The organism is Magnetospira sp. QH-2, assembly GCF_000968135.1.
Lineage (GTDB): Bacteria > Pseudomonadota > Alphaproteobacteria > Rhodospirillales > Magnetospiraceae > Magnetospira.
The window spans coordinates 1,128,335-1,152,033 of the sequence record NZ_FO538765.1 but is presented as its reverse complement, the minus strand read 5'-3'; the positions used below and the strand labels follow the sequence as shown (position 1 = coordinate 1,152,033).

22 protein-coding genes are annotated in these 23,699 nt (G+C 57.5%); 5 read left to right on the top strand and 17 right to left on the bottom strand.

The genetic code is table 11. The features are described from left to right. Positions 1-7: 7 nt before the first annotated feature. The 12 genes from MGMAQ_RS05460 to MGMAQ_RS05405 form a co-directional block, all read right to left on the bottom strand. Positions 8-802: an AAC(3) family N-acetyltransferase gene (locus MGMAQ_RS05460; protein WP_046020747.1), complete on the bottom strand. Its 795-nt coding sequence runs from the start codon at positions 800-802 to the stop codon at positions 8-10. Continuing rightward, positions 795-1,712: a class I SAM-dependent methyltransferase gene (locus tag MGMAQ_RS19340; protein WP_052716151.1), complete on the bottom strand. Its 918-nt coding sequence runs from the start codon at positions 1,710-1,712 to the stop codon at positions 795-797. The genes MGMAQ_RS05460 and MGMAQ_RS19340 overlap by 8 nt, the downstream gene beginning before the upstream one ends. Continuing rightward, entirely contained in the window at positions 1,709-3,013 is a 1,305-nt protein-coding gene (locus tag MGMAQ_RS19335) for a DUF4910 domain-containing protein (protein WP_052716150.1), read from the bottom strand. The genes MGMAQ_RS19340 and MGMAQ_RS19335 overlap by 4 nt, the downstream gene beginning before the upstream one ends. A gap of 44 nt (positions 3,014-3,057) precedes the next feature. Next, positions 3,058-4,110 carry a radical SAM/SPASM domain-containing protein gene (locus tag MGMAQ_RS05445; RefSeq protein WP_046020746.1) on the bottom strand — a complete coding sequence of 351 codons (1,053 nt, stop codon included), beginning with the start codon at positions 4,108-4,110 and terminating at the stop codon, positions 3,058-3,060. 25 nt (positions 4,111-4,135) lie between these two features. Further along, the gene (locus MGMAQ_RS05440) at positions 4,136-5,194 is read right to left on the bottom strand and encodes a radical SAM/SPASM domain-containing protein (protein WP_046020745.1); all 1,059 of its coding nucleotides are present in this window, start codon (positions 5,192-5,194) and stop codon (positions 4,136-4,138) included. Between the two features lie 7 nt (positions 5,195-5,201). Then, the gene (locus MGMAQ_RS05435; RefSeq protein ID WP_046020744.1) at positions 5,202-6,323 is read right to left on the bottom strand and encodes an N-acetyl sugar amidotransferase; all 1,122 of its coding nucleotides are present in this window, start codon (positions 6,321-6,323) and stop codon (positions 5,202-5,204) included. Next, complete coding sequence (hisF, locus tag MGMAQ_RS05430) at positions 6,320-7,078, bottom strand: imidazole glycerol phosphate synthase subunit HisF (RefSeq protein WP_046020743.1); 759 nt, start codon at positions 7,076-7,078, stop codon at positions 6,320-6,322. The genes MGMAQ_RS05435 and hisF overlap by 4 nt, the downstream gene beginning before the upstream one ends. A 3-nt stretch (positions 7,079-7,081) precedes the next feature. Beyond that, a complete protein-coding gene (gene asnB / locus MGMAQ_RS05425) occupies positions 7,082-8,911 on the bottom strand; it encodes an asparagine synthase (glutamine-hydrolyzing) (RefSeq protein WP_046020742.1) in 1,830 nt (609 codons plus the stop codon). A 6-nt stretch (positions 8,912-8,917) separates the two neighbouring features. Continuing rightward, positions 8,918-9,937, bottom strand: coding sequence for an N-acetylneuraminate synthase family protein (locus MGMAQ_RS05420; RefSeq protein ID WP_052716149.1), 1,020 nt, complete (start codon positions 9,935-9,937; stop codon positions 8,918-8,920). Next, positions 9,934-11,013, bottom strand: coding sequence for a class I SAM-dependent methyltransferase (locus MGMAQ_RS20980; protein ID WP_046020741.1), 1,080 nt, complete (start codon positions 11,011-11,013; stop codon positions 9,934-9,936). Before MGMAQ_RS20980 ends, MGMAQ_RS05420 begins: the two co-directional genes overlap by 4 nt. Beyond that, positions 11,010-11,759 (bottom strand): trans-aconitate 2-methyltransferase, encoded by a 750-nt coding sequence (locus MGMAQ_RS05410; RefSeq protein WP_046020740.1) that lies wholly within the window; start codon positions 11,757-11,759, stop codon positions 11,010-11,012. Before MGMAQ_RS05410 ends, MGMAQ_RS20980 begins: the two co-directional genes overlap by 4 nt. Before the next feature lie 103 nt (positions 11,760-11,862). Beyond that, positions 11,863-12,555 (bottom strand): hypothetical protein, encoded by a 693-nt coding sequence (locus MGMAQ_RS05405; RefSeq protein ID WP_046020739.1) that lies wholly within the window; start codon positions 12,553-12,555, stop codon positions 11,863-11,865. Between the two features lie 341 nt (positions 12,556-12,896). Between MGMAQ_RS05405 and MGMAQ_RS05400 the strand changes: the two genes are divergently transcribed. Further along, complete coding sequence (locus MGMAQ_RS05400) at positions 12,897-14,072, top strand: GSCFA domain-containing protein (RefSeq protein ID WP_046020738.1); 1,176 nt, start codon at positions 12,897-12,899, stop codon at positions 14,070-14,072. A 21-nt stretch (positions 14,073-14,093) separates the two neighbouring features. Here MGMAQ_RS05400 and MGMAQ_RS05395 read toward each other — a convergent pair whose 3' ends face one another. Continuing rightward, positions 14,094-15,425, bottom strand: coding sequence for a hypothetical protein (locus MGMAQ_RS05395; RefSeq protein WP_046020737.1), 1,332 nt, complete (start codon positions 15,423-15,425; stop codon positions 14,094-14,096). Next, positions 15,422-16,156, bottom strand: a complete 735-nt coding sequence (locus tag MGMAQ_RS05390; protein WP_065814675.1) for a glycosyltransferase — start codon at positions 16,154-16,156, stop codon at positions 15,422-15,424. The genes MGMAQ_RS05395 and MGMAQ_RS05390 overlap by 4 nt, the downstream gene beginning before the upstream one ends. 305 nt (positions 16,157-16,461) lie before the next feature. Here MGMAQ_RS05390 and MGMAQ_RS05385 point away from each other — a divergent pair, with 305 nt between their 5' ends. After that, entirely contained in the window at positions 16,462-17,436 is a 975-nt protein-coding gene (locus MGMAQ_RS05385; RefSeq protein WP_046020736.1) for a hypothetical protein, read from the top strand. Position 17,437: 1 nt separating this feature from the next. Here MGMAQ_RS05385 and MGMAQ_RS05380 read toward each other — a convergent pair whose 3' ends face one another. The 3 genes from MGMAQ_RS05380 to MGMAQ_RS05370 are packed head-to-tail and all read right to left on the bottom strand — an operon-like array spanning position 17,438 to position 20,042. After that, positions 17,438-18,394, bottom strand: coding sequence for an aldo/keto reductase (locus tag MGMAQ_RS05380; RefSeq protein ID WP_046020735.1), 957 nt, complete (start codon positions 18,392-18,394; stop codon positions 17,438-17,440). Beyond that, positions 18,391-19,086 (bottom strand): tetratricopeptide repeat protein, encoded by a 696-nt coding sequence (locus MGMAQ_RS05375; RefSeq protein WP_046020734.1) that lies wholly within the window; start codon positions 19,084-19,086, stop codon positions 18,391-18,393. Before MGMAQ_RS05375 ends, MGMAQ_RS05380 begins: the two co-directional genes overlap by 4 nt. Further along, a complete protein-coding gene (locus MGMAQ_RS05370; RefSeq protein ID WP_046020733.1) occupies positions 19,083-20,042 on the bottom strand; it encodes an NAD(P)-dependent oxidoreductase in 960 nt (319 codons plus the stop codon). Before MGMAQ_RS05370 ends, MGMAQ_RS05375 begins: the two co-directional genes overlap by 4 nt. A 159-nt stretch (positions 20,043-20,201) precedes the next feature. Between MGMAQ_RS05370 and MGMAQ_RS05365 the strand changes: the two genes are divergently transcribed. From MGMAQ_RS05365 to MGMAQ_RS05355, 3 genes are all read left to right on the top strand, one after another. Further along, on the top strand, positions 20,202-21,098 hold the full coding sequence (locus tag MGMAQ_RS05365) for a thiamine pyrophosphate-dependent dehydrogenase E1 component subunit alpha (RefSeq protein ID WP_252508682.1): 897 nt from the start codon (positions 20,202-20,204) through the stop codon (positions 21,096-21,098). 6 nt (positions 21,099-21,104) lie between these two features. After that, positions 21,105-22,148, top strand: a complete 1,044-nt coding sequence (locus MGMAQ_RS05360) for an alpha-ketoacid dehydrogenase subunit beta (protein WP_046020731.1) — start codon at positions 21,105-21,107, stop codon at positions 22,146-22,148. A 234-nt stretch (positions 22,149-22,382) separates the two neighbouring features. Next, complete coding sequence (locus MGMAQ_RS05355) at positions 22,383-23,687, top strand: hypothetical protein (protein ID WP_046020730.1); 1,305 nt, start codon at positions 22,383-22,385, stop codon at positions 23,685-23,687. Positions 23,688-23,699 lie beyond the last annotated feature (12 nt).

The window sequence follows — 23,699 nt, the reverse complement described above, 5'->3', positions numbered from 1 at the left end:
TCCTGACTCACCGGCGCCAAGGCTCCTCTTTCGGGGGTGAGGCGAGGAAATAGAACGGATCCTCGCGAAGCTTGCCCATGCCCGCTTCAAAGGCATCGGCGGCCCGGACCGCCACCACCCGACCATAGCCGAGGCTTGCCTGCTTTGCCAATCCGGCGGCCAACAAGTCGGTCTGGAAACGGGTGAAGTCATAGTCGATCCCTGCATCCAGATAGCGAACAAAGGCAAAAAAACGTCGGTTGGAGCGTTGGCCGTCCTTAAAAACCGGGGCGGACCATTCTTTGGTGTAGCCATATGGAACCCCGAAGCGCTGCTCCATATGATGGACAAAACTCATGGCCAGAAGATCAACCCCGAGGCAGACAATGAGCGCATTCATCCGGTGCAGCCGGTCGAACGGAGAATCATACCCGTATCCCGTATAGCTCACATCACCGCATAGAGACGCCGCCCGAGGCCCCACGGCGGCAATGGAGAACAACGGATGAAAAGACCGCACCGCGCCGGGCATGCCGCGAATATGCTCGGTCAGAATGCCTTGTTCGGAAGGTGTTTGCTCATGCACATAGGGGGTGTCATGACGGGCATAGCTCTCGCTTGCCGTCAAGGCGGCCACCGTTCCACCGGGACCGACGGCCTTGAAAAGACCATCCACGTACCCGTTCATCGTGGACTCGCGATCCTTGGCACCTGTGATGGGCCCGATGCGAGAGATATCCGTATGCAGGAAGATCACGTCATCGCGAGATGCCCCGACCGACTGGAGCGCATCGGCAATCTCCGCGGGCGAGAGGCTATCCATGGCCGATCTTTTCCATGACCAGGAATAGACGCTGGGCCATGAAGGTACCGCGCCAATCCTTTTCCCAATGGGATTCCATCTGCCGCGCCGCCTCGTCGTTGGCTCTCGGAAAGGCATTTCTCAATCCCGGCGGCACGGCCAGATAGCCATAGAACTGCTGATCCAATGCCTTGAACCCGGCCCGGGCGAGAACGTCAGCAAGTGTCAGTGGATTGATTGATTGCCTTGGGAGATCACTGTGAACCAGACGCGCCACCCCCGCTTGCTTATCGGCCTCATATCCTTGAGCGCCGGAATGGTCCTTTGGCGGATCATCGGCACAACGCAACAAGCCCTTGGCCGTCTGCGTCACTGCCACACGGGTGTCCTCATCCACGAATGGCACCCGTTCAAAAATGTGATCTCTGAAAAAATCCGATGTGGAACGATCCAGAGAAAACAGCGGCAGAAGCCCGTTCCCAAAGGAGGCAATGAGCTTTCCCCCCGGCCTGAGGGTTCGAAAACAAATATCTAAAAACTCGACCATGCCCAGGCCCAGGTAGTCGAACAGGTCGATGGCAAAGACCGCGTCATAAGCGGCGGCGGCCAGCACGTTAGGGTCTGATACATCGGCTTTCCAGGCGAGTTCCTCGTCTCGTCCCGCATTGGCCAGCCGAGCGCGACAGGCCTCGATCATGCGGCCACTCACATCGATTGCCGAAATCCGGTGCCCGGCGTCGGCCAGTTTCAGGGTCAAGCGTCCGGTCCCGCACCCCAGATCCATAACTTTCCGGGGGCCGTCGGTCATCAACCCGCCAAGGCACCGGTCCGCTGGCAGCAATGGCAGGTCCGCCGTGTCCGCCTGCAAATCATCGTAATAGTCGGCGACTTGATCAAAATATCGCTCGACCCATTGGTTTTCCCGGGTCACGGTTCCTTGAACTCCACATATCCAATTCGAGAAAGCTCTTTTAAAAACAGCAGGCAGTCATTGAAGTACATGCCTGTCTCTTCGGCCAGGTCAAAAGCGCTTTTACCGCCATCAATCAGGGCCATGACCCGGTTCAACCGCTCCCCGGCTCCTTGCGTCTTGTCAAAATCCAGCCAGAGATCATGCCGGTACAGGTTAATCGGACCCTTGAAACGGGCAATGGGCACGACGTCGCCTTCAAATACCTCAATGACAGCCATGACCAGATCCACCGCTTCTTGCAGTTTCTCCTCGTGCAGCCTGTCCGGTTCGTCCCCCGACGAATGGTACTCCTCGAATAGGCCGAAAAAGCGATCCTGCATCGTGATTTTCCGGCAACGACTCAATGAAACGCAAGGGACGTCAATTCCCTGGCTTTCGAAGAAAAGTTCGTCATTGCCGGTGATCTCCCTGAATCCCTCTTCCCGGTAGGCCCCATAGCCGTGGCGCAAGACATGCGCAAAGATGCGGTCGATACGATGGGTCCCTCGTGACGAGTGTTGAAGCGAGAACGGTGCATCGTTACCGAGGATTTTCAGCATCATGGCGCATTCGAAATGATCGACCTGATCCATATGGCGATCCAAATGGGCCGCCGACCCCAGGTATTCGGGCACCAAAAGCAGTCGGTAACTCCAGCGCAGATCAGGCCGGTCCCGCAGTCGCCGCATGACTTCCAAGGCGACCCCGACGCCGGAAATGGCATCGTTGATCTGCCCCGGATGGCAGGTATTGGTCACCAAAAGGATTTCCCGCTTCGACCGCCCGGGCAATCGACAGACCCCTGTTGTCAGGTCCCCGTATTCCTCGACCCGTGTTCGAATGCAGACGTAATAGCGGTCCTGATCCAGGGTCACGCGGAGGGTGTCTGGCAGGCTAAATCCCCAATCCCGTTCGCGGAATTCCAGTTCCCAATCCACCATGAAAGGAATGAAAGCGGGGCGTTCCGGTTCGGAAAACAGATGGCGGTCCAGTTCTTCTCGCGACACCCATCCTTCAAAGGGCTCGCTGTAGGGAGGCACGTAAAGGGGGTGGTGTTCGTGATCGACGATTTTATGCTGTCCGTCGCTGATATAGGCCTCTTCAACCAGCCAGCGCGGCGGGATCAGCCAAGTCAGGCATTCGCTGCCACCCGGGGTGTGCTCGATTTCGAGCGGTAGACCGCTGCGCTCGCGCAGCGTCTCCAGCGCCTTTTCAATGGCCGCAGAAACGACCACCCTGGGCTCTAGATAGATCTCGCGCAATAGACCCTTGATGTACACGGAATGCCGCCATCCCCAATGGAAACAAGGAGGATTCCTGTATATCAGGCTTCCTGGCCGGTGCACATGACGCAGTTGTGGCAGATCTTGTTTTTATGATACTCGCCCTTTTTGTGCAGGGCTCTGAGATACTGCATCTTCGGGGAATCCCAGGCTTCCTTGATGGTGCTGTCCTTGACGTTGCCTAGGGCGAATTCCTGCCATCCATGCACATGAAAGCAAGGCAGCAAGGTACCGTCGTGGCGCATAAATATGCGGTTATGCTGCTTGTCACAGCGGAAATTGGGTTTTTCGTGCGGTGTATCGAACACAAGCGAGGTTTTTTTCAGGTCCAGCTTGTAGTTGACCGGCTCTTGGATGGAAAAATAGTCGGCATAGTCACGCCAATAATCCAGAAACGCCTCCACCTGGTCGGCATTGACGTTCAGCTTCAAGAAGCTCAGGCGCAGCAACGGGAATCGGCTGTTCTTGCGCTCCCGAATTTCCAGAAAATCCCGGATATTGGCAACGATTTGGTGGTAGTCGGCTCCCTTGCCGAACCGCACCATGTTAAACGTTTCCTCGTTGAATCCATCCAGGGAGATCTCCAACCGGGCGAGCCCCAGATCCACCAGCCGTTCGCTGACCTCCTTGGTCAACAAGGCCCCGTTGGACCCCAACCGTTGGTCCACCACCCCCCGGTCCTGGGCATAGGCGATCATGTCCATCATTCTCGGATGCAGCAGGGTTTCGCAGAGCACCCCGTGGGTCAAAGCGGGCATTTGATGGGCCGAGGCCTCGTCGATGGCCTTTTTGTAGACCTCGAAGTCCAGAAATCGCTTGTTCTCTTTCTTGTGCGGCGCGTCTGGATGGCTTTTGGGCAGGGAGAACAGACACATATGGCAACTGAAATTGCAGTGATTCAGGTTCTCGATCTCGATGGAGAGAGGAAATTCCGGAACCCGTTCGAACTGCATGCCGGCCCGCCAATCTGCACGATAGCGGTCATACCGTTCGCCGACCTTTTCGCTCAGAATGGCGTCCATGTCCTTGTAGCTCAGCAGCTTAACCTGCTTGTTATCTTGCTGCTGCTTGAAGACAATGTCCTGCTTGGTCATTTTTTAATTTCCGTTCAATATGCCTCTATTCGAGATACTTGAGCAATGGGGTGTCTTTTCCATATTGGTCTAGAACCTGATTGCGCAAGGCTGTCTTCATGGCGTCGGAATGAGTATGCGGGTTTCTGTCGATCCCGCAATCCCGGGTTCGGCAGAGGTCGCATTTCAGCCGTTCGCGCTTGCGATTCCAATCCCGCAGTTGATTGAGCCGATCCCCGTGCCAGATCTCCTTGAGGCTCTGCTCGTTGACATCCCCCACCGGATAGAGGCCCGTGTAGTCATCGCAGCAGGGGTAAATCTTGCCATCCCAGGCAATCATCATGCGTTGCCAGGGCTGCGCACAAATAAGGCTGGGGTCGTGTTCCACTGGCACGCTATCGAAGTTGCTGAGAAGCTCTCCGACCAAGATGCGATCCGCATAGGGGTCGAAGGTTTCGATGAAGCGGGCCAATTCATCGCCCCTGAACCAAGTCCCCACGGCATTGATGCGTACTTGCGGTCGATATCTGCCCAATTCTTCCTTGCGGTGTTTGAGGTAGGCCAACTTGGCAATCAAATCGTCGAACTTGCCGGGTTTGCGGACTTCTTCATAGATCGCCCCCAAGCCATCCGCCGAAATGACGATGTAGCAAACATCTTGTTCGATGATGGTATCGATGAGATCTTCGGTCAGCCGCAAACCATTGGTCAGAAAGGAGATACTGCCATTATAGACTGATCGGGCATGAATAAGCATATCCTTGAATCGTGGATTGACCAGGCATTCCCCGCGCCAGGACAGGCGGATGGAATAAGGGTCACGGCGCGCCACTTCGGCCATGATTCGTTCGAACAGCGCCATGGACATGATGTTTTTCGGCACATCCTTGCGAACGGTCAGGAAACACATGGGGCAGTGGATCTGGCAGGCCGACGAGGTCTCGATATCCAGATGATCGGGAAACCGCGAGACATGGAACAACTGCGGATAATAGTGCCAACGGAAGCGATTGATCAGGTAGCGCAAGGGGTGCCGCTGCCGGGCGACGTAACGCAGTTCCTTGCTCAGGGAGGTGACTCGTTTGACACCGAAATTGATCTTCATGGGCGGATCATGTCGGCTCGGCCCGCAAATGCCATTGATTGCCCCGGAACGCCCAGATTTCCCCGTTGCGGTGCGCATCGACGATTTCGGTAAATTCGTTTTCGGCCAATCCCAGGTAGTCCAGACTATCCTGAAAATGCGTCTTGGGGACTTCTGAGTCGTATTTGCGCACCAGGTCCAGTCCCTCCTCCCGGTTCATCTGGCCGTTCTGGATCATTCGACAGGCATCCCGGGTGGCCCGGCCGAAGCCGAATTTCACGAATTGCAGGTAGTAGTAAATATTGTCGATCTTGTCGTCGAGACTGTCGAAATCGGTGAAGGTGCCGTCTGTACGGCCCTGGGGTTCTGTCTGAAACGTCGGCAGGTTCTTTTTCACGTAGCGATAGTTCTCCAGCATGCTCCAGCGGAAGAAATAGGAGAAGTACAAGGCCTTCACCCCCACCGCCTCAAGCGCTTCGGGCTCGGGATATACATAGGGTGCCAAGTCTTGTTCTTGAACCACCTCATCCATCCAATTCATTGGGTCGTCGCCCACCTGATGCTCAAGCACCTCGGTAAAGTCGCGGATTTTCAGGGACTCCTCGGACAGCACCCGCCCGCCGTATTCGCTTTCGCCATGCTCCGCATAAAACACCAAGGGAATGCCGTAGCGCACCGCCACCTGCAACGGCAGGGCATTGATCCCGGCATCCCAATGGATTTTCGGATTCCCCCGCTCTATGAAGAATCGCCGCGCCAAATGGCGGGACACGGCCTGATTGGGCCGCACCATCAAATGATCAAATCCCAACTTCAGCAGCTCTTCCCGGTTGTTCATGCCCACATCATTGGGTAGCAACGGCGAAAAGGTCACCAACAGCGGGTTCAGGCCGAATTCGACCTTCAGCCGATGGGCGATATAGGTTGAATCCTTGCCGCCGCTCCACGGCACCACGCAGTCGTAAGGGCCCTCCTTGGGACGCAGGCGCTCAACATAATCGTGGAACTCCTGCCGTCGGGCATCCCAAGCGATGGCCGCCTTGGTATCGGCATTGAGACAGGCGTTGCAGACCCCCTGATCGTCGAACACCACCCGAGGCCGCGTATTGGGCATCAGACAGCGGGAACAGAATTGGATGGATGCCGTCATGCCCTCTCCTCCATGCGCACGGGAATCCCTTTTGAATTCAGGTATCTCTTGGCGGCTTGGATGCTCTTTTCGGTGAAGTGATAGATGTTCTGAGTGCAGACCGCCGAGGCATGTCCTTGCAGAAATCCTTGTTCCATATGTTTCCAGTTACCGCAACCGCCAAGGATTAATACCGGCACGGAGACCGCGTCGGCCACCGAGCGGCAGAGATCCAAATCATAGCCTTGCAGCCAGCCATCCCGCTCCACCGACGTGAGCAGAATCTCTCCCGCCCCCAGGCTTTGTCCCTCGCGGGCCCAACCGACGGGATCGCGGCCCGTTGCCCGAGTGGCGGCATGGGAACGCACCTCATGTCCACCATCATCGGATTGCTTCGCATCGATGCTCAAGACCACGCATTGGCTTCCATAGCGCCCCGCGATGGCTCCGATCAGGCGTGGATCCTCGAAGGCACCGCTGTTGATCACCACCTTGTCCGCGCCGAGCCCCATTAACCGGCGCACGTCTTCGAGGCTTCGGATTCCGCCACCCACGGTCAGGGGCACGAAACAGCGGTCGGCAAAATCCCGCACCACCTTGAAAAAACTATCCTTGTCCCCCTGCCCCGACCGGGTGACATCCAAAACGACGATTTCGTCCACTGACCAAGCATCGACGAAATTGAGAGTATAGCGGTAATCGGGCTCGAACAGCTTGGTGCGGAACAGAACGCCGTTATTAAAGGTGAGGACCGTTATGATCCGCTTGCACAACATGGTTCAGGCGGCTCCCTCGAGATGATCCAGAAACAATCTCGTTGAAAGAAAGCGGAATAGGAATTTGGAGCGGTCGGCATCGCTCATGTCCTGGTCCAAAAAGTTTGTAAAAAGCGCCCGGTTCACAAGGTCAAATATGGGCCCATCGGATAGCAATCGCTCTCGGACGGTTGGATCAGACCGATCAAGCATCGTATCGATCGCCGCATTGAAGCCGCGTTTTCGACGATCCAGGCGCACGGCATCGGGCAGCACTCCTTCCCCTGCGGCGCGCAAGACCCATTTCAAAAAACCATCCTGCACCAGGTATTCTCCGGGGATCGAATAGGCAAACTCGGCTAGGCGATGATCCAGGAAAGGCGAGCGGTTCTCAATGGAAACCCCCATGGAATTCCGATCGTCTTCTTCCAAGATCACCGGCACCACCTCCTCGAACAATTCATTCATCATCCGGTTGCGCAGCCCATCGGTGCAAAAAGCGGTTTCGGTAAAGGTCTCGGCAATCGGGTCTCGCATGAAGCGGTTGTAAACATGATTGTCCAGATAGATATGCCGCCGACAGCCGGGATCTCCAATGATCACATGCGGGTCCTTGAGAATTGGATTGCGGACCATGCGCCCATAGCCTGACCGCCAGTCGGCCAGCAATGCCGGGAAGTCGTCCCGATCCTTCATGCCCGCGAGCCAAAAGTTGTAGTGATCATAATAGCCGGTGAAAAGTTCATCGGCCCCGGTTCCCGAGAGGGCGACCTTGTACCCGGCCCCGGCGATGGCCTCGGACAAGAAGCCATGGACATAATAGGAGATGGTGGACACCGGGGCGTCCCGGCTTTCAATCTGCGCGGCCAGACGTTCAATAAATCCACTGGTCCCCGGCGCGATGACCGTATGACGGCACCCGATGGATTTCACCGTTTCCATCATCGTATCGCGCTCGTCGTAGCGCGGGTCCCGGTCAACGATGGAAAAGGCGTGGATGGGAGTATTTCCGTATTTGGCGGCGAGGGCGGCAATGGTTCCTGAATCGATTCCACCACTGAGGCAGAAGGCCAGGGGTACATCGGCGCGAAGCCGTCGCGTCACCCCGTCGATCAGTTTTTCCCGGGTCCCCTCGACCAGATCGCCCAAGGAGAGGGTCCGAGGCGCATGGGTCAGCGTCCAATAGCGCGTGGGTTCGACCCGAGCAGAAGCATCCACAACCGCCGAATGCCCCGGTGGTAAGGCATAAACGCCTTCGAACCAGCTGTCGGACCGCTTAAACAGGGATTTGTATCCGTTGACCAAATAGGCCCGCAGGCGATCCCGATCCGGTTCCGGCCGATGTCCCGACAGCGTGAACAGGGCCCGAACCTCCGAACCAAACACCAAGGTCCGCCCTTGCCGCATCCAATACAGCGGTTTCTCGCCGAACCGGTCACGACTGAGCCAGAGTATGCCTCGTTCTTCGTCATGCAAGGCCAAGGCCCACATGCCGTCGAAGCGTTTGACGCAGTCTGCTCCCCAAGCCCGATAGGCCTCGAGGATTACCTCGGTATCCGAGCGGGTGGTGAAGCGATGACCCAGGGCCTCCAATTCCCGCCGCAACTCGATGTAGTTATAGATTTCACCATTGTAGACCAGGTTCAGGCCCGCACGCCGGAACGGCTGGGCCGCCCGATCATCCGGATCGATGATGGCAAGGCGGGTATGCAGCAAGGCCAAATGCCGCTGACTGAACGCCGATTGGATTGCTCCGTTGCCATCAGGGCCTCGGTGTTGCAGCGCCGCCAAGGTCATGGACAGAACGCCTGGAGAAACCGGTTCGTCCGAAATGATTCCGGCAAGTCCGCACATGGCCTGTCAATCAGCCTTGTTAAGATCGGCGTCGGCCAGACTCTCGCCCTGAACAAGGTCCCGAGTCAGGACGGCACCCAGGACTTCGGCGACCCGACCGGACTCGATGCCCGTGGCCGGTCGGGCAAACATGATATGGTCCTCGCCCAGTACCGTCCCCGCTTTCAGGTCCGCCGCGGCCACCACGCCCTTTCGCATGGCCCCAAGCCCGGGCAATTCACTGGGTTGAGGCTGTTTGTCGTAACGCCCCAAAGCCGCCCGAAGGCGCGGCATCGCCTCGACCAGGCCAGCCAAGTCATTAGGGTTAAACGATAATTGATGATCTCGAAAGGTCCGCCCTTCTTTTTCATCGGTAAAGTGCACCTCGATGATGGGCGCCCCCAGGGCGATGGCAGCCCAGCAGGCCTCGGGACCGATCACATGGTTGGAATAGCCGACCGTCAAGGCAAACCGATCGGTCAAAAATGGGATGCTACGCAAGTTCGCTTCCTCGATGGGCGTCGGATAGGCCGATACGCAGTGCATCAAAGCCAATGAGTCTTTGAGTCGGCGGTCTCCAATCTCCTCTCTCACCCAGCCGATGGCCTGTTCGATCTCGGTCTCCGTTCCCAGCCCCGTGGACAAGATGACCGGCTTGCCCGTCGCGGCGGCGGCCCGGATTATCGGCTCAAAGGTCAAGTCACCGCTGGCGATCTTAATGACCGGGCTCAGTCGTGCCACCAATGGAATCCAGTCCTCGGTAACCGGTGTGGACAGGAAGGCAACGCCCCTCTTTGCCGCCTCTTCCGCCAACAGGTAATGGGTTCGTTCATCCAGGGCCCGAGCCGAGACCTGTTGAAACCGCTCCGGGTCGCGCGTGGAAATAAAACGAGCGGGCGTATAGCTCTGGAACTTGACCGCGTCGGCCCCTGCCTCCGCCGCCAAACGCAGGAGATCCCGGGCTTTTTTCGGGCTACCTTCGTGGTTGACGCCGATTTCGGCGATGAGCACGCCTTGGTGATCCAGGTTCTTGCCGAACAGCTTCACGCTTTATCTCCCATCTTCTCATCCGTTGCGAGAAGCATATGCACCTCGGAGGAAAGCTTGCGCTCATCCATGACCCGTTGCAGGGAGTCGATCATCGGCAGCATGGCCTCTGTCCATCTCCGGGTCAGATCCGACTCTCCATAGCGCTGGTGCAGACCGAGGGCGACGGACCGCATGAGGTCGGTCACATCGGCCCCGAACCACCAGGATCCCGCCTCGCGAAACCCGTACTTCTCGGCCATCCATGTCAGGGATTGCGGCGTGTAGAGGTGGTTGTGGCCCGACGTACAGCGGGCGTAGACATTGGGGAAGACGGCTTCCCAGAAGGCAGTCACCCCGTGCAAGGGGACGGAAAAGAAGAAGTATTTTATCCGCCGATTGTCCCGCACCGCTTCCAGCAGCCGATGATGATCCCGCACGTGTTCCAGCACGAAGATCATCGACAGAATATCCGCCTCCAGGGTCCGAACGATGTCGAGGGTATGGGCAAAATCCGTTTGCTCCAGGGCGGCGCGATCCATCATGCGGTTGCCCAGGTCGACCTGTTTGGCCGACACCTCGTATCCCTTGGCGGCGAACCCTGCCCGGTGCAGGGCCTCGACGAAGTATCCCGATCCGGCGCCAAAATCCACACAGGACATTCCCGCCGGATCATGGCCATCGGCGACGATGACGTCTCGCAGGAACATGGCCTTGGGTAGATAGATATCCGCCACCCGTTGTCCGAAGGCCTCGGCGGTTTCCGCGCCATAGGCCTGGGCCACGTCGTCCTCCCCCTGCCCGGTGCCGTAATAGGCATCGTGATAGGCTTGCGTATCCTCGAACCGACCGTTGGCATGGCCGCAGGCGGGGCAAAAAAGGTAGTAGGGGATATTCTCCCGGGCACCATTGGGCAACGGGCCGCCGCAGACCTTGCAGGAGGTGCGCAAGGGCTGTTGCCGATAGATGTCCAGCAAGCGCTGCTTGCTGTGCCGCATGACCCGATCCTGTTCGGGATCCGACAAGGCAGCGCTCTGCCCCAGGTATTCGGCGCTGGCCTTACCGTACCGACGCAGCGGTGGGGTCCGATTGCTCATCCGCGCCGGGCAACCGTATGGCACCAGGGCTGATGGACGATGCCGTGGAAGATGAGTCGTCCGCCATCGGCTTTCTGCTCGGTATGCGACATGATGAATTCCCGGTCTTCGTCCTTTGGCAGCTCGATGGGAATGTCGAAGGGATGGAAGTCAGTAGTTTTAAAACCTTTGGATAAAAATATATCTCGGACTGATTTCATCGGGCGGATATAGTGCGTTAGGCCGTTGGGGTGCGCCAGCCAGGTTTCCGTGACCGTCACCTCCTGAGGATAGGGATGGTACATCTCGAACGAAATATAGGATCCGCCCGGCTTCAGGCCTCGGGCCAGATTGCCGATCACCGTTTCGAACTGCCCTGCATCGAAACACCAGCAGACCGCGTTGGTGACCACCACGTCATAGGCGGCCTCCTTGTCCATCTCCAGCAGATTGATGCGCTCGAATTCGATGCCGGACAGGTCATCGTTCTGGCGGTTTTCGTCCACTTGGTCCTGCACCAGGTCGGCCCCGAACAGCAAAGCCTCCGGCAGAGCTTTCTTCAGCACGCGCAGGAAATTCCCGGTGGAACAGCCCACGTCGAGAATCCGGGGGGTTGCGATTCCGGCGCAGGCTTCGACCACCAGCGCCGCCATGGCCTTGTCGCTTTCGCGGGGATTGTCCTCGTAGCGCTTTTGGTAGTCGCTGTAGTCCTTGCGTTTTTCCTTGTTGGTCTCGCCTTCGAGATAGTCGAAATTCTGGTCGGTCATAATTCCTCTTTCATCGTGCAATGGGTGATCGATCGAGACCGTTTGCGACAGGATGGGCTAATGATAGCTCTGTTTTCCTTGGGCTTCCAGAGCAGCGCTCCGATCAAGCCACGGCGCCGCTGAATGGGGCCACCAGCCCGAACAGGCGCCCATCGAAACGGGACAGATCCAGGGTTTCCCGACAATCCACCGCATCCACGCCGTGCAGAAGATCCTGGTCGTAAATTACGATATCGCCCAGTTCCACATGATTTTCCCAGGCAACTTTCTCCTCACCAACCCGTAACCAGCCGCCGCCATCGGTAAAATCCTCGCCAACCCGCGACATGACGAAAGCAACGATGAAGTTCCGTGTGAGCTCGGGCATGGCAGCCGCGATTCCCGCATGCAAGTTGTCCTGATGACCGGCCAGGAATCCCCCGCCCTTGGGGTAGTGATTGATTTGCAGACCATAAAAAGGTCCAGCCGTATCGCCCTCGGCATGCAACCCGAAATCGGGGGCCATGCCGGTCAGCACATTGCGCAGGCGGGCCAAATTCAGCCAGTCCTCCCGCAACCCCAAGGGGTCCTCGTTCCAAAAGAAATAGAAATAGACCCGGACCAGACGGAAAACCTCGGTACCGTAATCCCCCACATCCAACCGTTGATAGTTGGGGGTTTCATTGCAGCGGAAAGGCCGGGCGCCGCGTTCGTCGTTTTGGGCGCTGAATCCCTTGCGGAGAATCCGCCGGACGTGACCGACCTTTTCAGTGCTCAAAGGCCCTCGCAGCACCGCGTAGCCGACCCCGCTCCACAACCGCCCGGATATTCTCCCTGTCGGCCAGCATTGTACTGTATGAGGCGTATTCCAGCAGGTTCGTCAATGCCCTTTGTCCTAATATCGGCACCCCAATTTCTCTTAGTGCCCCATACTACTACGCATTCACCGCAATGAAACCACGGTTCCATCATGATCCACTGGAAGATGCATGGCTCTAGCTATCATCAAAATACGATGATCAAGCACCTCCCCGTATCGGCGCTCACCTATACCTATAATGTCAAAATTCCAAGAGTATGCCGACCATATAGTTTACGTTAGTTGAATATCCACACGCGCCATGGCTATATTTCCCATGGAATAAGGAAAACCACTAGATGCAATACAAGCTTGTCGAGTCGTATATTAGAAATCTGGATCCAGTACGGGTAGCCATCACCCCACAACCACTCATCAATGACTTTAGATGTAAGCTGCTCTCTCTAGGCAGTTGCTTTGCCGGGTTCATCGCCGACGAAATGGGTGAAAGCGGATTTCAAACTCTCTACGATCGGAACGGCTGTGTTCGGTTTTCGGCCCGCGATACGGCTGACTATGTAAATCGGTTGAGCCAAGGGCGATTGGGGGTGAATGATGATGAAATTGCCACCACCGAGGACGGGTCCATGTCAATTTCCATGCGGCACGATCGTGTCGACACGGTCGCCCAGGTTGGTAATGCGGCACTAAAAAAGGCCTCTCGCCAGATCGATTCAAGAGTTTTGGACTTCATGCGCGTCGCGGATATCATCGTCGTTACCTTGGGCACGTCGAAGTATCTGCGTTCAACAACCACCGGGTCTCCCATTAATAGCGGCCTCGGTCTATCGAAGAACGATTACGAGATTATCGACCAAAGTGTTGAAGAGATCGCTTCCGACCTCTCGAACACGTTCCGCACACTGCGTCAGATCAACCCCAATCCCTGGACCGGTGTTGTCACCGTTTCCCCTCAACGTTATCGGTGGTCAAGTTTCGGCGATTACTTTGAATTGGACCCTTCGGAATACGGAGTCGGATCTCACAACCGTGACGGTTTGGTTGCGAATTCTCTTGATAAAAGCAAATTGCGGGTCGCGGTTGAAGATAGCCTCAATCAATTACAGGACCCGAGGATCCTCTATTTTCCTTCGTTCGAAATCGTCATGGAAGAACTCCGCCACAAGGAGCAATTCGATCGGGATATCGCGGATAACTACCACGTCTCTCCGTCCACCAGCGCCTATGTAACCAACCGCTTCCTGAACACCTACGCCAGCAATGAGGTCAAGGAGTTCATATCCAATTTCAATGAAACAGTAGCGCCCTTAAAAAAGAAAAACCCCATGACCTACTCAGGATATGAGGAATGCTTTACTAAGGCAATTAACAGCATTTTGGCCACGCTACCAAAAATACAAAATTTTCATTACATCAAAATCTTGGTCGATATCTATATAGATCACCCAACCAAGAGCCCTGAAATCGAGAAAAGATTAATGTCCTTAAAATCATTGCTCAATATCAGCCGATAAAACAGAGACATCATTATTTAGTTATTGGATATCGGGCCAGCGCTCCGGCATCTCGCCGACTTCCTGGAAGGCGTAGATCTTCAGAATGTCCGCGCTCGGCGCAGCGGGCTCGTAGTAGCCCATATCAATCTCCCCGGCACGGAAGAGACCCAGCCAGCGCTCGAAGGCTGCCTGGAACCATCCCGGTGAAAATTGAAGATCATAGGGCACATAGTAGCGGGTCAGCTTCCAGATCAAAGCGGGATCCCGCCAGGCAGGCGGCGGCTCATGGGCCAGGTCGCTCAGGTTTTCGAGCGATGTGGCATCGGAATAGGGAGTCAGATGGTTCTTGCAGGGAGTCACCAGCTTTTTGCCAAACAGGGGCGCGTGTTCCCCGGTCATGCTGCCCATGCCGATGCAGCCATCGACCAGTTGCAACAGATACTGCGAGGCCCCCCGAATCTGATACTCGTTGGGAATAATCATGAAATTGGGGAAGTAGCGTCGCAGGTATTCCTTTTTCTCGTCGTCCCAGTAATGGCGGCGCTTCGGATGCTCCGAGACAGTCACCCCCACGTCCGGCCCCACTTCGTCAAGGACCCAGCAGAGGTAGTCGAAGGTATGGTCGATGGGCGCATCCCAATCCCAGCCGAAACTACGCGCCCAAACCGTGGGCCAGACCCAGGTTGACTTGAAGCGTTCGCGCACATTGCCCATGGCCGCCGTGAACGGATTGGTTCGCGCATAGACTCCGCTAAGGTACTTGCTGCGGATGGTCGCCAGCATCCTCTGCTCCTCGGGTGTGGATCTATGGCTTTTTACCTCATCGGCATGGGACACCAGAAACGAAGAGCGAAAAGTACCCATAGGATCCAGGAAGCCGGTATTGGGAAAAGGCGCGGTGGAAAAGATCCCGGCTTCCCAGTTGAGCACCAAACACGCCGGAAAAGCGGCGCGCAGGAACGGACTGGCGGAAAAGGAGACGATGATCTCTGGCTCCCAATCCAAGCGGTCCTTGATCAGCGTTCCATAGCGCAGCGCCTCGTCCGGCTCATACCGCCCCGACAGCCACCGACCATTGGTGGTCAGGCTGTCCTGGCCGAAAATATCCAGGGTCTCGCGGAAGGAAATGATCTTCAGGCAGTCCGGCGGCACCCGGGCCGTGAGCCCCTTGGCCGGACCAGCGGGGAGCGCCACGCCCTCCAGGGCTTTGTCGGCCAGATGCCGGTTGGTGATGATGCGAAAGCGTTCGGTCCATTGGCTGGCATCCGATTCCAGCAGCAACATCATGGTGATGCTGTTGTAGAGCCACCAGATCCGCCGATAAGGCAAACCATCATCAACGATGGGATCGATGTAGAATGCGACCCTCATCCGCCCCCCTTCTCTTTCGACCGGTGTTTCGGGGGCGTGTGCAGACCATCCACTGGATTGCCGCAGGAACTCATATCCCGGTAGGCCTGCCACCAATCCTCGGCATAGCCGCAATGGGCATAGTCCTTGAAATACGGGCCGCCGATGGTGAAGTGGATATTGCTCAGACCGGCTCTGTCACGGGGGGGCTGCACATCCACCAGATAGTTCCAACGATCATCCAGTCCACCGATGGCGTCATCGTTGCCGAGCCATTTGAACTGATGCAGTTCCAGCCCGCTGGCATTATCCACGTACTCCGGCGTCAAAGCCCGGCATTTCTCGTTGTTGAACAGCATGACGCTGGACCAGTTTTTCTTGCCGTATTTGGATTGGGTGCGACCGAGAAATTTGGTTTCTTCCACCGGCACATGATCGTGCTTGACCACCTGGACCGCGTATTGCGGATCGCGCAGACTCCAAAGTTTGGCGATATCGTCGAACAGCAACATGTCGCAATCCATGAAAATCGCGAAGCCCTCGAAACCGCATAGGTAAGGCACCAGAAAACGGGAAAACGAGAACTCGGTGGACTGCAACGAATTCTGCTCGCGCGTCATGACGCCTTTCAGGTGCGCCAGGGACAGCGGCGTAATGCTCAGCGGCTCGCTGGCACGGGAAATGATGCTGTGGGAAAGCACGTGGTAGGCAACGGTTTCGTTGGGGTCGTAGCCAATGAAAATCCTGATCATGATACTTCCGGGTTGCCCGCCACAGGGTGCCGCTTCGGCCTGCCGATCTTGAAGGGTTTCACCGGAATCGGCAACGACTCCTTTCGGCAATCGTTGACATTGAAGAGACAGCGGACTTTAGTCGAAAGGACCCGGCAGGAATGAGACCCCGTGAGAGGGAAACGGTAGGACAATGTTGAAAAGATTGATTTCGTTTCTTCGGCGGCTCTTCGGCAAAGACCGCAAGAACAAAAGACCCGTCGATCCCAGCGACGATATATATCCGTTGTACTGAAAACATCCTCAATCAACACACAGGCCTCATCGTGCCCGTTACCGGAGACACTCTTTATATCCCCGACCCCCATCTGGGCTTCACCATTGCCGCCAATGCCTCGGCGCGCATTCAACGGGAAGTCTCCCGTGAGTCCGTCCACACGGATTCCTTGGGACTGCGCACAACCGCGCCAGGCCAGGAACGCGCCACCGCCCAAGTGGCGGCCATCGGCTGTTCATGGACCGAAGGCGTGGGTTGCGATTACGAAGAGTCCATCGTAGGGCAGTTGGAAAAACTGTTGGACAGGCCCGTCGCCAATCTCGGGGTCGGCAGTTATTCCTTGTTGCAATCGGTGATGCGATTGGAGCATCTGGCAGACCGGATTGCGGCCAAGGACGTCATTGTGCTGTACGGAAGCTGGCTGCTCAACCGAAGCCTGTTGGACCGCAAGGACACCATCATTTATCGCCCGATTCTGGCCACGGTGGCGGGTAACCTTTCCGTGGTGCCGCCATCAAACCCGCCCCGGTGGCTGATCGAGATCTACCGAAGCTTGGAAAAGACCGGCGAAGGGCCAGGCTGGAAGCGGACTTTGATGGCGAAACTCCGGGGCCTCGCCCAGCGGCTGCGCGCCGACACGGACGCAGAGGCGACATGGTTGAACGCGGCGGCGGCCCCGGACCGCGCGACGGCCCTAGCCTATTTGGTCGGGCGATTGGCGAGCTTGGCCAAAAGCCGAGGCTTCCGGGTCACCGTCTTTCACCTTTATGAATATGAACGGGAGCTGCGGGAAGGCCGCTCGGTGCAATTGATCGACAACATGATTCTGTCCAAGGTCGCTGATCTGCATCCGGAGGTCCGCTTCATTGATGATTCAGGCATGCGCCACCGGATCACGACCTTCTTTCGTGGGCGGGGCACCACTGTCGAGGACTCCCTCGCAACCATTCACTGGCCGGACAACAATCACCCCAACGCCACCGGATGCGAATTAATCGCCCAGGAAATCGCCGCCCATTTTTAAATCACCGGGCGAAGGGGTCATTGGCCCGAGCAATTTCCAGCGCTCGTTCGAGTACCGGCGCGGGCAAAGCCCCTTGGGCCAGGGCATTCATTTCCGCTTCCGCCGGCGTCAGGATTCCCGGAATGGCCGCGGCCACCGCATCAAAACTGAGACAGAACCGGAGGGAGAAAGCCACACGATCGGCAACGTCGCGCAGATCGAAAGCTTCGAACAACGCCTTGGAGGATTGCTCCCAGGCAGACAGACGAGACCGGGTCCATGCTCGCCGGTGATCCCCATCCTCAAAGACCGTATCGGCGCCCACCGCCCCACTTAGAAATCCGAAGTTCAACGGTGTCCGCGCGATCACGCCTACACCCTGTCGTTTGGCGGCCGCTAAAAGACCGCCATCCACCGCACGCAGATCCAACAGGTTCAAGTTGACCTGTACCACCGGCACCTGAAGTTCCGTGATCGCCCGCAAGGCCTCTGCGGGCGTTTTGGTCGACAGCCCCCAACTGCGGATCACACCGTCACCTTGCAGGGCTTTCAATGCCTTCACCGCCATCGCCATCCGTGCGACATCATCCACCGGCGGATTGTGCAGCATCAACAGGTCCAGGTAGTCCGTCCGCAATCGGCCCAGGCTATCGGACAAGGATCGGCGCAAGGCTTTGGGCGACAGATCCGGGGCGCCGCCGAAGCGGTCCCATCCAGCCTTGGAGGCGATGACCAGATGGTCCCGTCTCCCTTGGGTGGCCTGCCCGATCAACGCCTCGCTATGCCCGTCGCCATAGAGGCTTGCGGTATCGAAAAAATTGATCCCCAGGTCCATGGCCCGATCCAAGGCGGCCAGCGACGTCGGATCATCGGTGGCGCCATAGGAGGTTGCTCCCTCGGTCTTGCCCCCGATCCCCCAGGCACCGAAGCCGATTTCCGACACGGCGATCCCGGTCTGCCCCAAAAGCCGCCTATTCACACCTGGCCTCTCTTTTCGGCGGCCACCATGCGATTGACCAAATCCAGCAGCTTGGGGTCCGTCGGCTCCGGCGGCCCGGGCGATGCGGCAATAGCCTGTTCCAGCCAAGATTTGCTTTCTTCAATCGTGCCCCGCCGAAATGCCAGGTCCGCTGCGGCAATCAGGCTCGGGGCATAGTCGGGGTTATTCGTGGCGGCGTGCCGATAGACAGCGGCGGCTTCGTCGAATCGCGCCTGGGTTTCCAGCAACTGCCCCATGCCGTTCAAGCTCTGCACATCATCCGGATCCTGTGCCAAGGCGGATTGATAGGCCTGTTCCGCCTCGTCGATCCGCTCCAGATCGATCAAAATCAAGGCCCGGGTCTGGTACGCATGGGCGAGATTCGGGTTTGCCTGCATCGCGCGGTCCAGCATCCCCAATGCCGCTTCCAGACGTCCTTGCACCCGGAGAGTTTGGGCAAGGCTGACCATCGCAGCCGCAAAGCCGGGGCGCAGCACCAGCGCCTTGCCAATCAAGCTCAGGGCTTCGTCGGCCCGGCCTGTCTGACGGCACAAAACACCGAGCAGATGCAAGGCATCGGGACTCGTGGCCTGAATCTCCAGCGCCCGCCGATAAAGGGTTTCAGCCTCGCGCAGTTTACCCTGGCCATGCAACACGGCCCCTTTTTCCAGACACACGCGAAAATCATTCATGAACCGTTGTTCCCGACATTTTCCCGCCACCAGCCAAGCGTGGAGCGAATGCCTTCGTCAAGGCCAACCTGCGGCTGCCACCCCAGTTGTTCGCGGGCCTTGGAGCAATCAAGGGCCAAAGAAGTCTTGATGGTGGGCTTGGTCAGGTCGTGTTCAATGCGCAACTCGCGACCCGACGCGGCGATTATCCGTGCCACCAGATCATTGACGCTGACCGCTTCACCGCTCCCGCAGTTATAAATTTCGAAGGCGGTTTTCTGGCCTCCCCTTGCCGCATCGATGAAAGCCACCAGATCATCCACATAAACCAGATCTCGGGCCTCTTCCCCACTTCCCCAGACCACCAATCGTCCATCCTTCGCGGTCATGGCCTTGGTCAGGGTCGCGCCAAAGACGTGGGAATGGGCCAGGTCGAACTTGTCGTGAGGTCCATAGACGTTGGAATGGCGAATGACCGTATGGCGTGTCCGTCCCAGACCCGCATAAAATGCTGCCATTTTCTCCAAATAGACCTTGGTCCAGCCCGCCCCGAAATAGGCCGGGTGAAAATCCCGGTTGGCATCGAAGTCTGATTCCCGAACCGGATCGGGGCTGGAGGCATACATCAGCGTGCAACTGAAGAATATGGTATGGCCAACTCCCTGGTCATGGGCGGCCCGAAACAACAGGGAATTCATCACGGCGTTGTCGGTCACATGGATATGAGGTTGGGTGAGGATATCGCCGGCGCCGGAGGTGGTTGCCGCCGCCTGAATCATCACGTCCGCTCCCTCCACGACCCGCGCCACCGCATCCGGGTCGCGCAGGTCGGCTTTGACCCATTCCACGCCGGGGCAGGAAAAGGGCGGCTTGCGGTGATAGACGGCACGCACCTGTACCTCGCCCCGTCGGGCCAGGGTTTGGGTGACATTGCGTCCGATAAAACCTGTTGCGCCACAGATCAGGGCCGTTTGCATACCGATCCTTTCCTCCCGCCCACACGGTAGCATGGCCCTTTGGGCGGCGGTAACCGTTCCTTGACCTTTGTCGTGGAAAACTTGCGCATGCACAGCGACTTCGAAAACAGCGCAGATCTGACACGATCCCTTTTTGAAACTTGCCTCCGTATTCGGCGGGTGGAAGAGGAGATCATCCGGCTGTATCCCACTGACAAGATCAAAAGCCCGGTCCATCTTTCCATCGGCCAGGAGTTCGTGTCGGCGGCGGTCTGCGCGGCCTTGATGCCCGATGACACGGTTTTCGCCACCTATCGCAGTCACGCCGCCTATATTGCCAAAGGCGGGGACCTGAAAGCCATGTGGGCCGAACTCTATGGCAAACGGGACGGATGCGCGCGCGGCAAGGCCGGATCCATGCATCTGATCGATCAGTCCGTCGGGATGATGGGAACCAGCGCCATTGTCGGCACCACCCTACCCAATGCCGTCGGCTATGCCTGGGCCCTGCAACAACAGAACAAACCCGCCATCGTCGCCTCATTTTTCGGCGAAGGCGCTACGGACGAAGGTGCCTTTCACGAAGCCTTGAATTTTGCCGCCCTGAAACGCGTCCCCATTCTGTTCATATGCGAAAACAATGGGCTGGCCATCTACAGCCGCACCGAAGCGCGGATGGCCAAAGTGGATATGTGCGAACGGGCCCGCGTCTATGGCATGACCGCCCACGCGGTGGACTCCGGAGACATCCTCGACCTGTACGGCGTGATCGCCGAGGCCGTGAACAAGATCCGTCGTGGTGAATCCGGACCGGTTTTCGTCGATGTGGCCACCAGCCGGTGGCGCGATCATGTGGGCCCCGGCGAGGATTTTGACCTCGGGTATCGGCGTGAATCCGAAGTTGAGCCCTGGAAGCACAAGGACTCCTTGGTGCACCTCGCAGCCATGATTTCGAGCGACAGCCGGTCGGCCATCGAGAGCCGGGTCAATTCAGAAATCGCCGCCGCCATCGATCATGCGGAACAAAGCCCCTTTGCGGACCTGTCCGAGCTTACCGACCACCTATTCAGGGACTGACCGGACATGCGCGAAATCACTTATGGCCAAGCCATTCGCGAAGCCACCGCACAAGCCATGCAGGCCGACCCCAACGTTTTTGTACTCGGCCTTGGCGTGGATGACCCCAAGGGTATTTTCGGCACCACCTTGGACCTGCACAAAGACTTCGGCGCGGATCGCTGTTTTGACACCCCGCTGGCTGAAGACGGCATGACCGGGGTGGCCATCGGCGCCGCCATGGCTGGGATGCGACCGGTCCATGTGCATCAACGCATGGATTTCCTGCTGCTGTGCATGAATCAGCTGGTCAATATCGCCGCCAAGACTCATTACGTGTTCGCAGGCGAGGTGTCGGTGCCCCTGGTGGTCCGCTGCGTGATCGGCAGAAGCTGGGGTCAGGGAGCCCAACACTCGCAGGCACTGCATTCCCTGTTCATGCATGTGCCCGGCCTGAAAGTCCTGGCACCGACGACGCCCCATGATGCCAAGGGCATGCTCATTGCGGCCATTCAAGACAACAACCCGGTGATTTTCGTTGAGCACCGGATGCTGCACTACCATTCAGGCCTTGTGCCGGAGGAATCATTTGCCGGAGATATGGGCAAGGCCCGCGTTCTGGCCAAAGGCAAGGACGTCACAATCGTTGCCATCAGCCACATGGCGGTGGAAGCCGCCCGCGCACGCCAAATCCTGGCCCAAAAGGGCATCGAAGCGGAACTGATTGATCCGGTGAGCCTCTCGCCGCTGGATATGGAAACCATTCTCCGATCAGTGCGCAAAACCGGGCGCCTGCTGGTGGTGGATGTGGCCTGGCCCCTTTGCGGTGCCGCTTCGGAAATCATCGCCCAGGTGGCCGAAGGTCTTCAGTACGAGACACCGCCCCAACTGGCGCGTCTAACCACCGCCGCGGTTCCCTGCCCAACCACCAAACCCTTGGAAAACGCTTTCTATCCGGACCTCAACCGCATCGCCGCCAAGGCATACGAAATGGTGGCCGGAGTGCCGATCGAGGGGTTGGATGGCGAACCCGAGAATTGGGACATCGCCGAGTTCCGAGGGCCTTTCTAGCGCGTGTCGGGTCCAATCGGACCCGACACGCGCGACCTTATTGGAATCGATCACGTTTTTCATGTTTGATCGAATCCGATCAAACTCGACGTGATCTAGGACCCCAAACCTGGCATTCTCCGCACGACGAGACTGCCGGTTGGTGATCTTCGGAACTGATCGGGGCGCTTTACCCCAATGGATATCTCCACTAGGGTGGCACAAGGATTTTGCCCAGGCCATTTAGAGCAAAGCATGCCCAGACTGATCATTGTCGATCCCGCTTTGGTGAGCAGAGCCGGCCACCATCTCAACTACAATGTTTCGATCCTCGAGCAGTTCGAACCCCTAGGGATCGAATGCTCCGTGATCGCCAGCACATCCCTGATTGACGCGAGTTTGCGAAATCGCACCAATGCGGTACCGGCCTTTCGATACAACCAGTACGCCCCCAGCGACATATACCGATCCATTCTCGAAGACGCTGGTAGTGCCGGGGAAGCATTGCTTAAGCAACTAACCGGGGGCGACAATGCCACCGAAGACCACGAAGAGCGTGTCTTTTGCGCTTTGATGAACCAGTATTTCCTGGGAGTTTTCGAGAGCCTTTTGACGCCTCTGGTTCAGGATGGCGACATGGTGGTCTTTCACTCGCTCAATGCCCGGATCAGCCACGCGGTGGGACATTGGATTCAGCGGGTCGTGCCGCATATTCCGATCCGGGTCGCGGTCTTGTTCATGGCAACGGACTACATCACGTTTTCAACCATGAAAATGAACTGGAAGGCCTCCGCCTACCAAGTCATGCTCAACAACATGGCGCAGGTTCCGCCGGACCGATTGGTGGTGACCGCCGAAACCCCGGAAATAGCCGATCACATGCATTCCCTATCGGGCAAGCGGGTCCCCGTGGGTGTGTCCGCCCATTTCAAGCCGGAAAGTCTGATCAATGATCTTTTGCCCAAAGGGGACTTCCAAGTTCCCGACGGCCCGTTGAATATCGGCTATTTCGGCCATAGCCGATACGAAAGAGGCACGCATCTGATCCCCGGTGTCATCGAACGGGCGCTCAAGGAGATGCCGGGGCGGGTCCGGTTTACCTTTCAAGCGAATTTGCAGCACGTAAACACCTGGGAATTCCGGGCACCGACCATCCGTGAAGAGGTCAATGCGCTGCGCAATCGCGAGGGTGTGACCCTGCTGACCGGTGAGCTCCAGATCCAAGAATTCTATAACCAACTTGATGCCGCCCATATCCACCTCCTGCCCTATCTGGGACGCTATATCTACTCGGGATCGGGCCTGTTTTTTGAATGCTTGGCCATGGGCAAGGTTCTGGTCGTGCCGAAATCAAGCTATATGCTGCGCGAAATACAATCCCTGAAAGGCGAAACGGCGATCATGGAGATCCCGACGGTGGACAGCCTCTACGACGGCATTGTATCGGCGGTTGAAAACTACGAAACCTTTGGCCGACAGGCGCGGGAATACGGCCCCCAGTGGCAGCGAGACCACAGCCCGGCGGAATTCATGAAAGCCATGACGGCACCCATTAACTGACCTTTTCGGGCC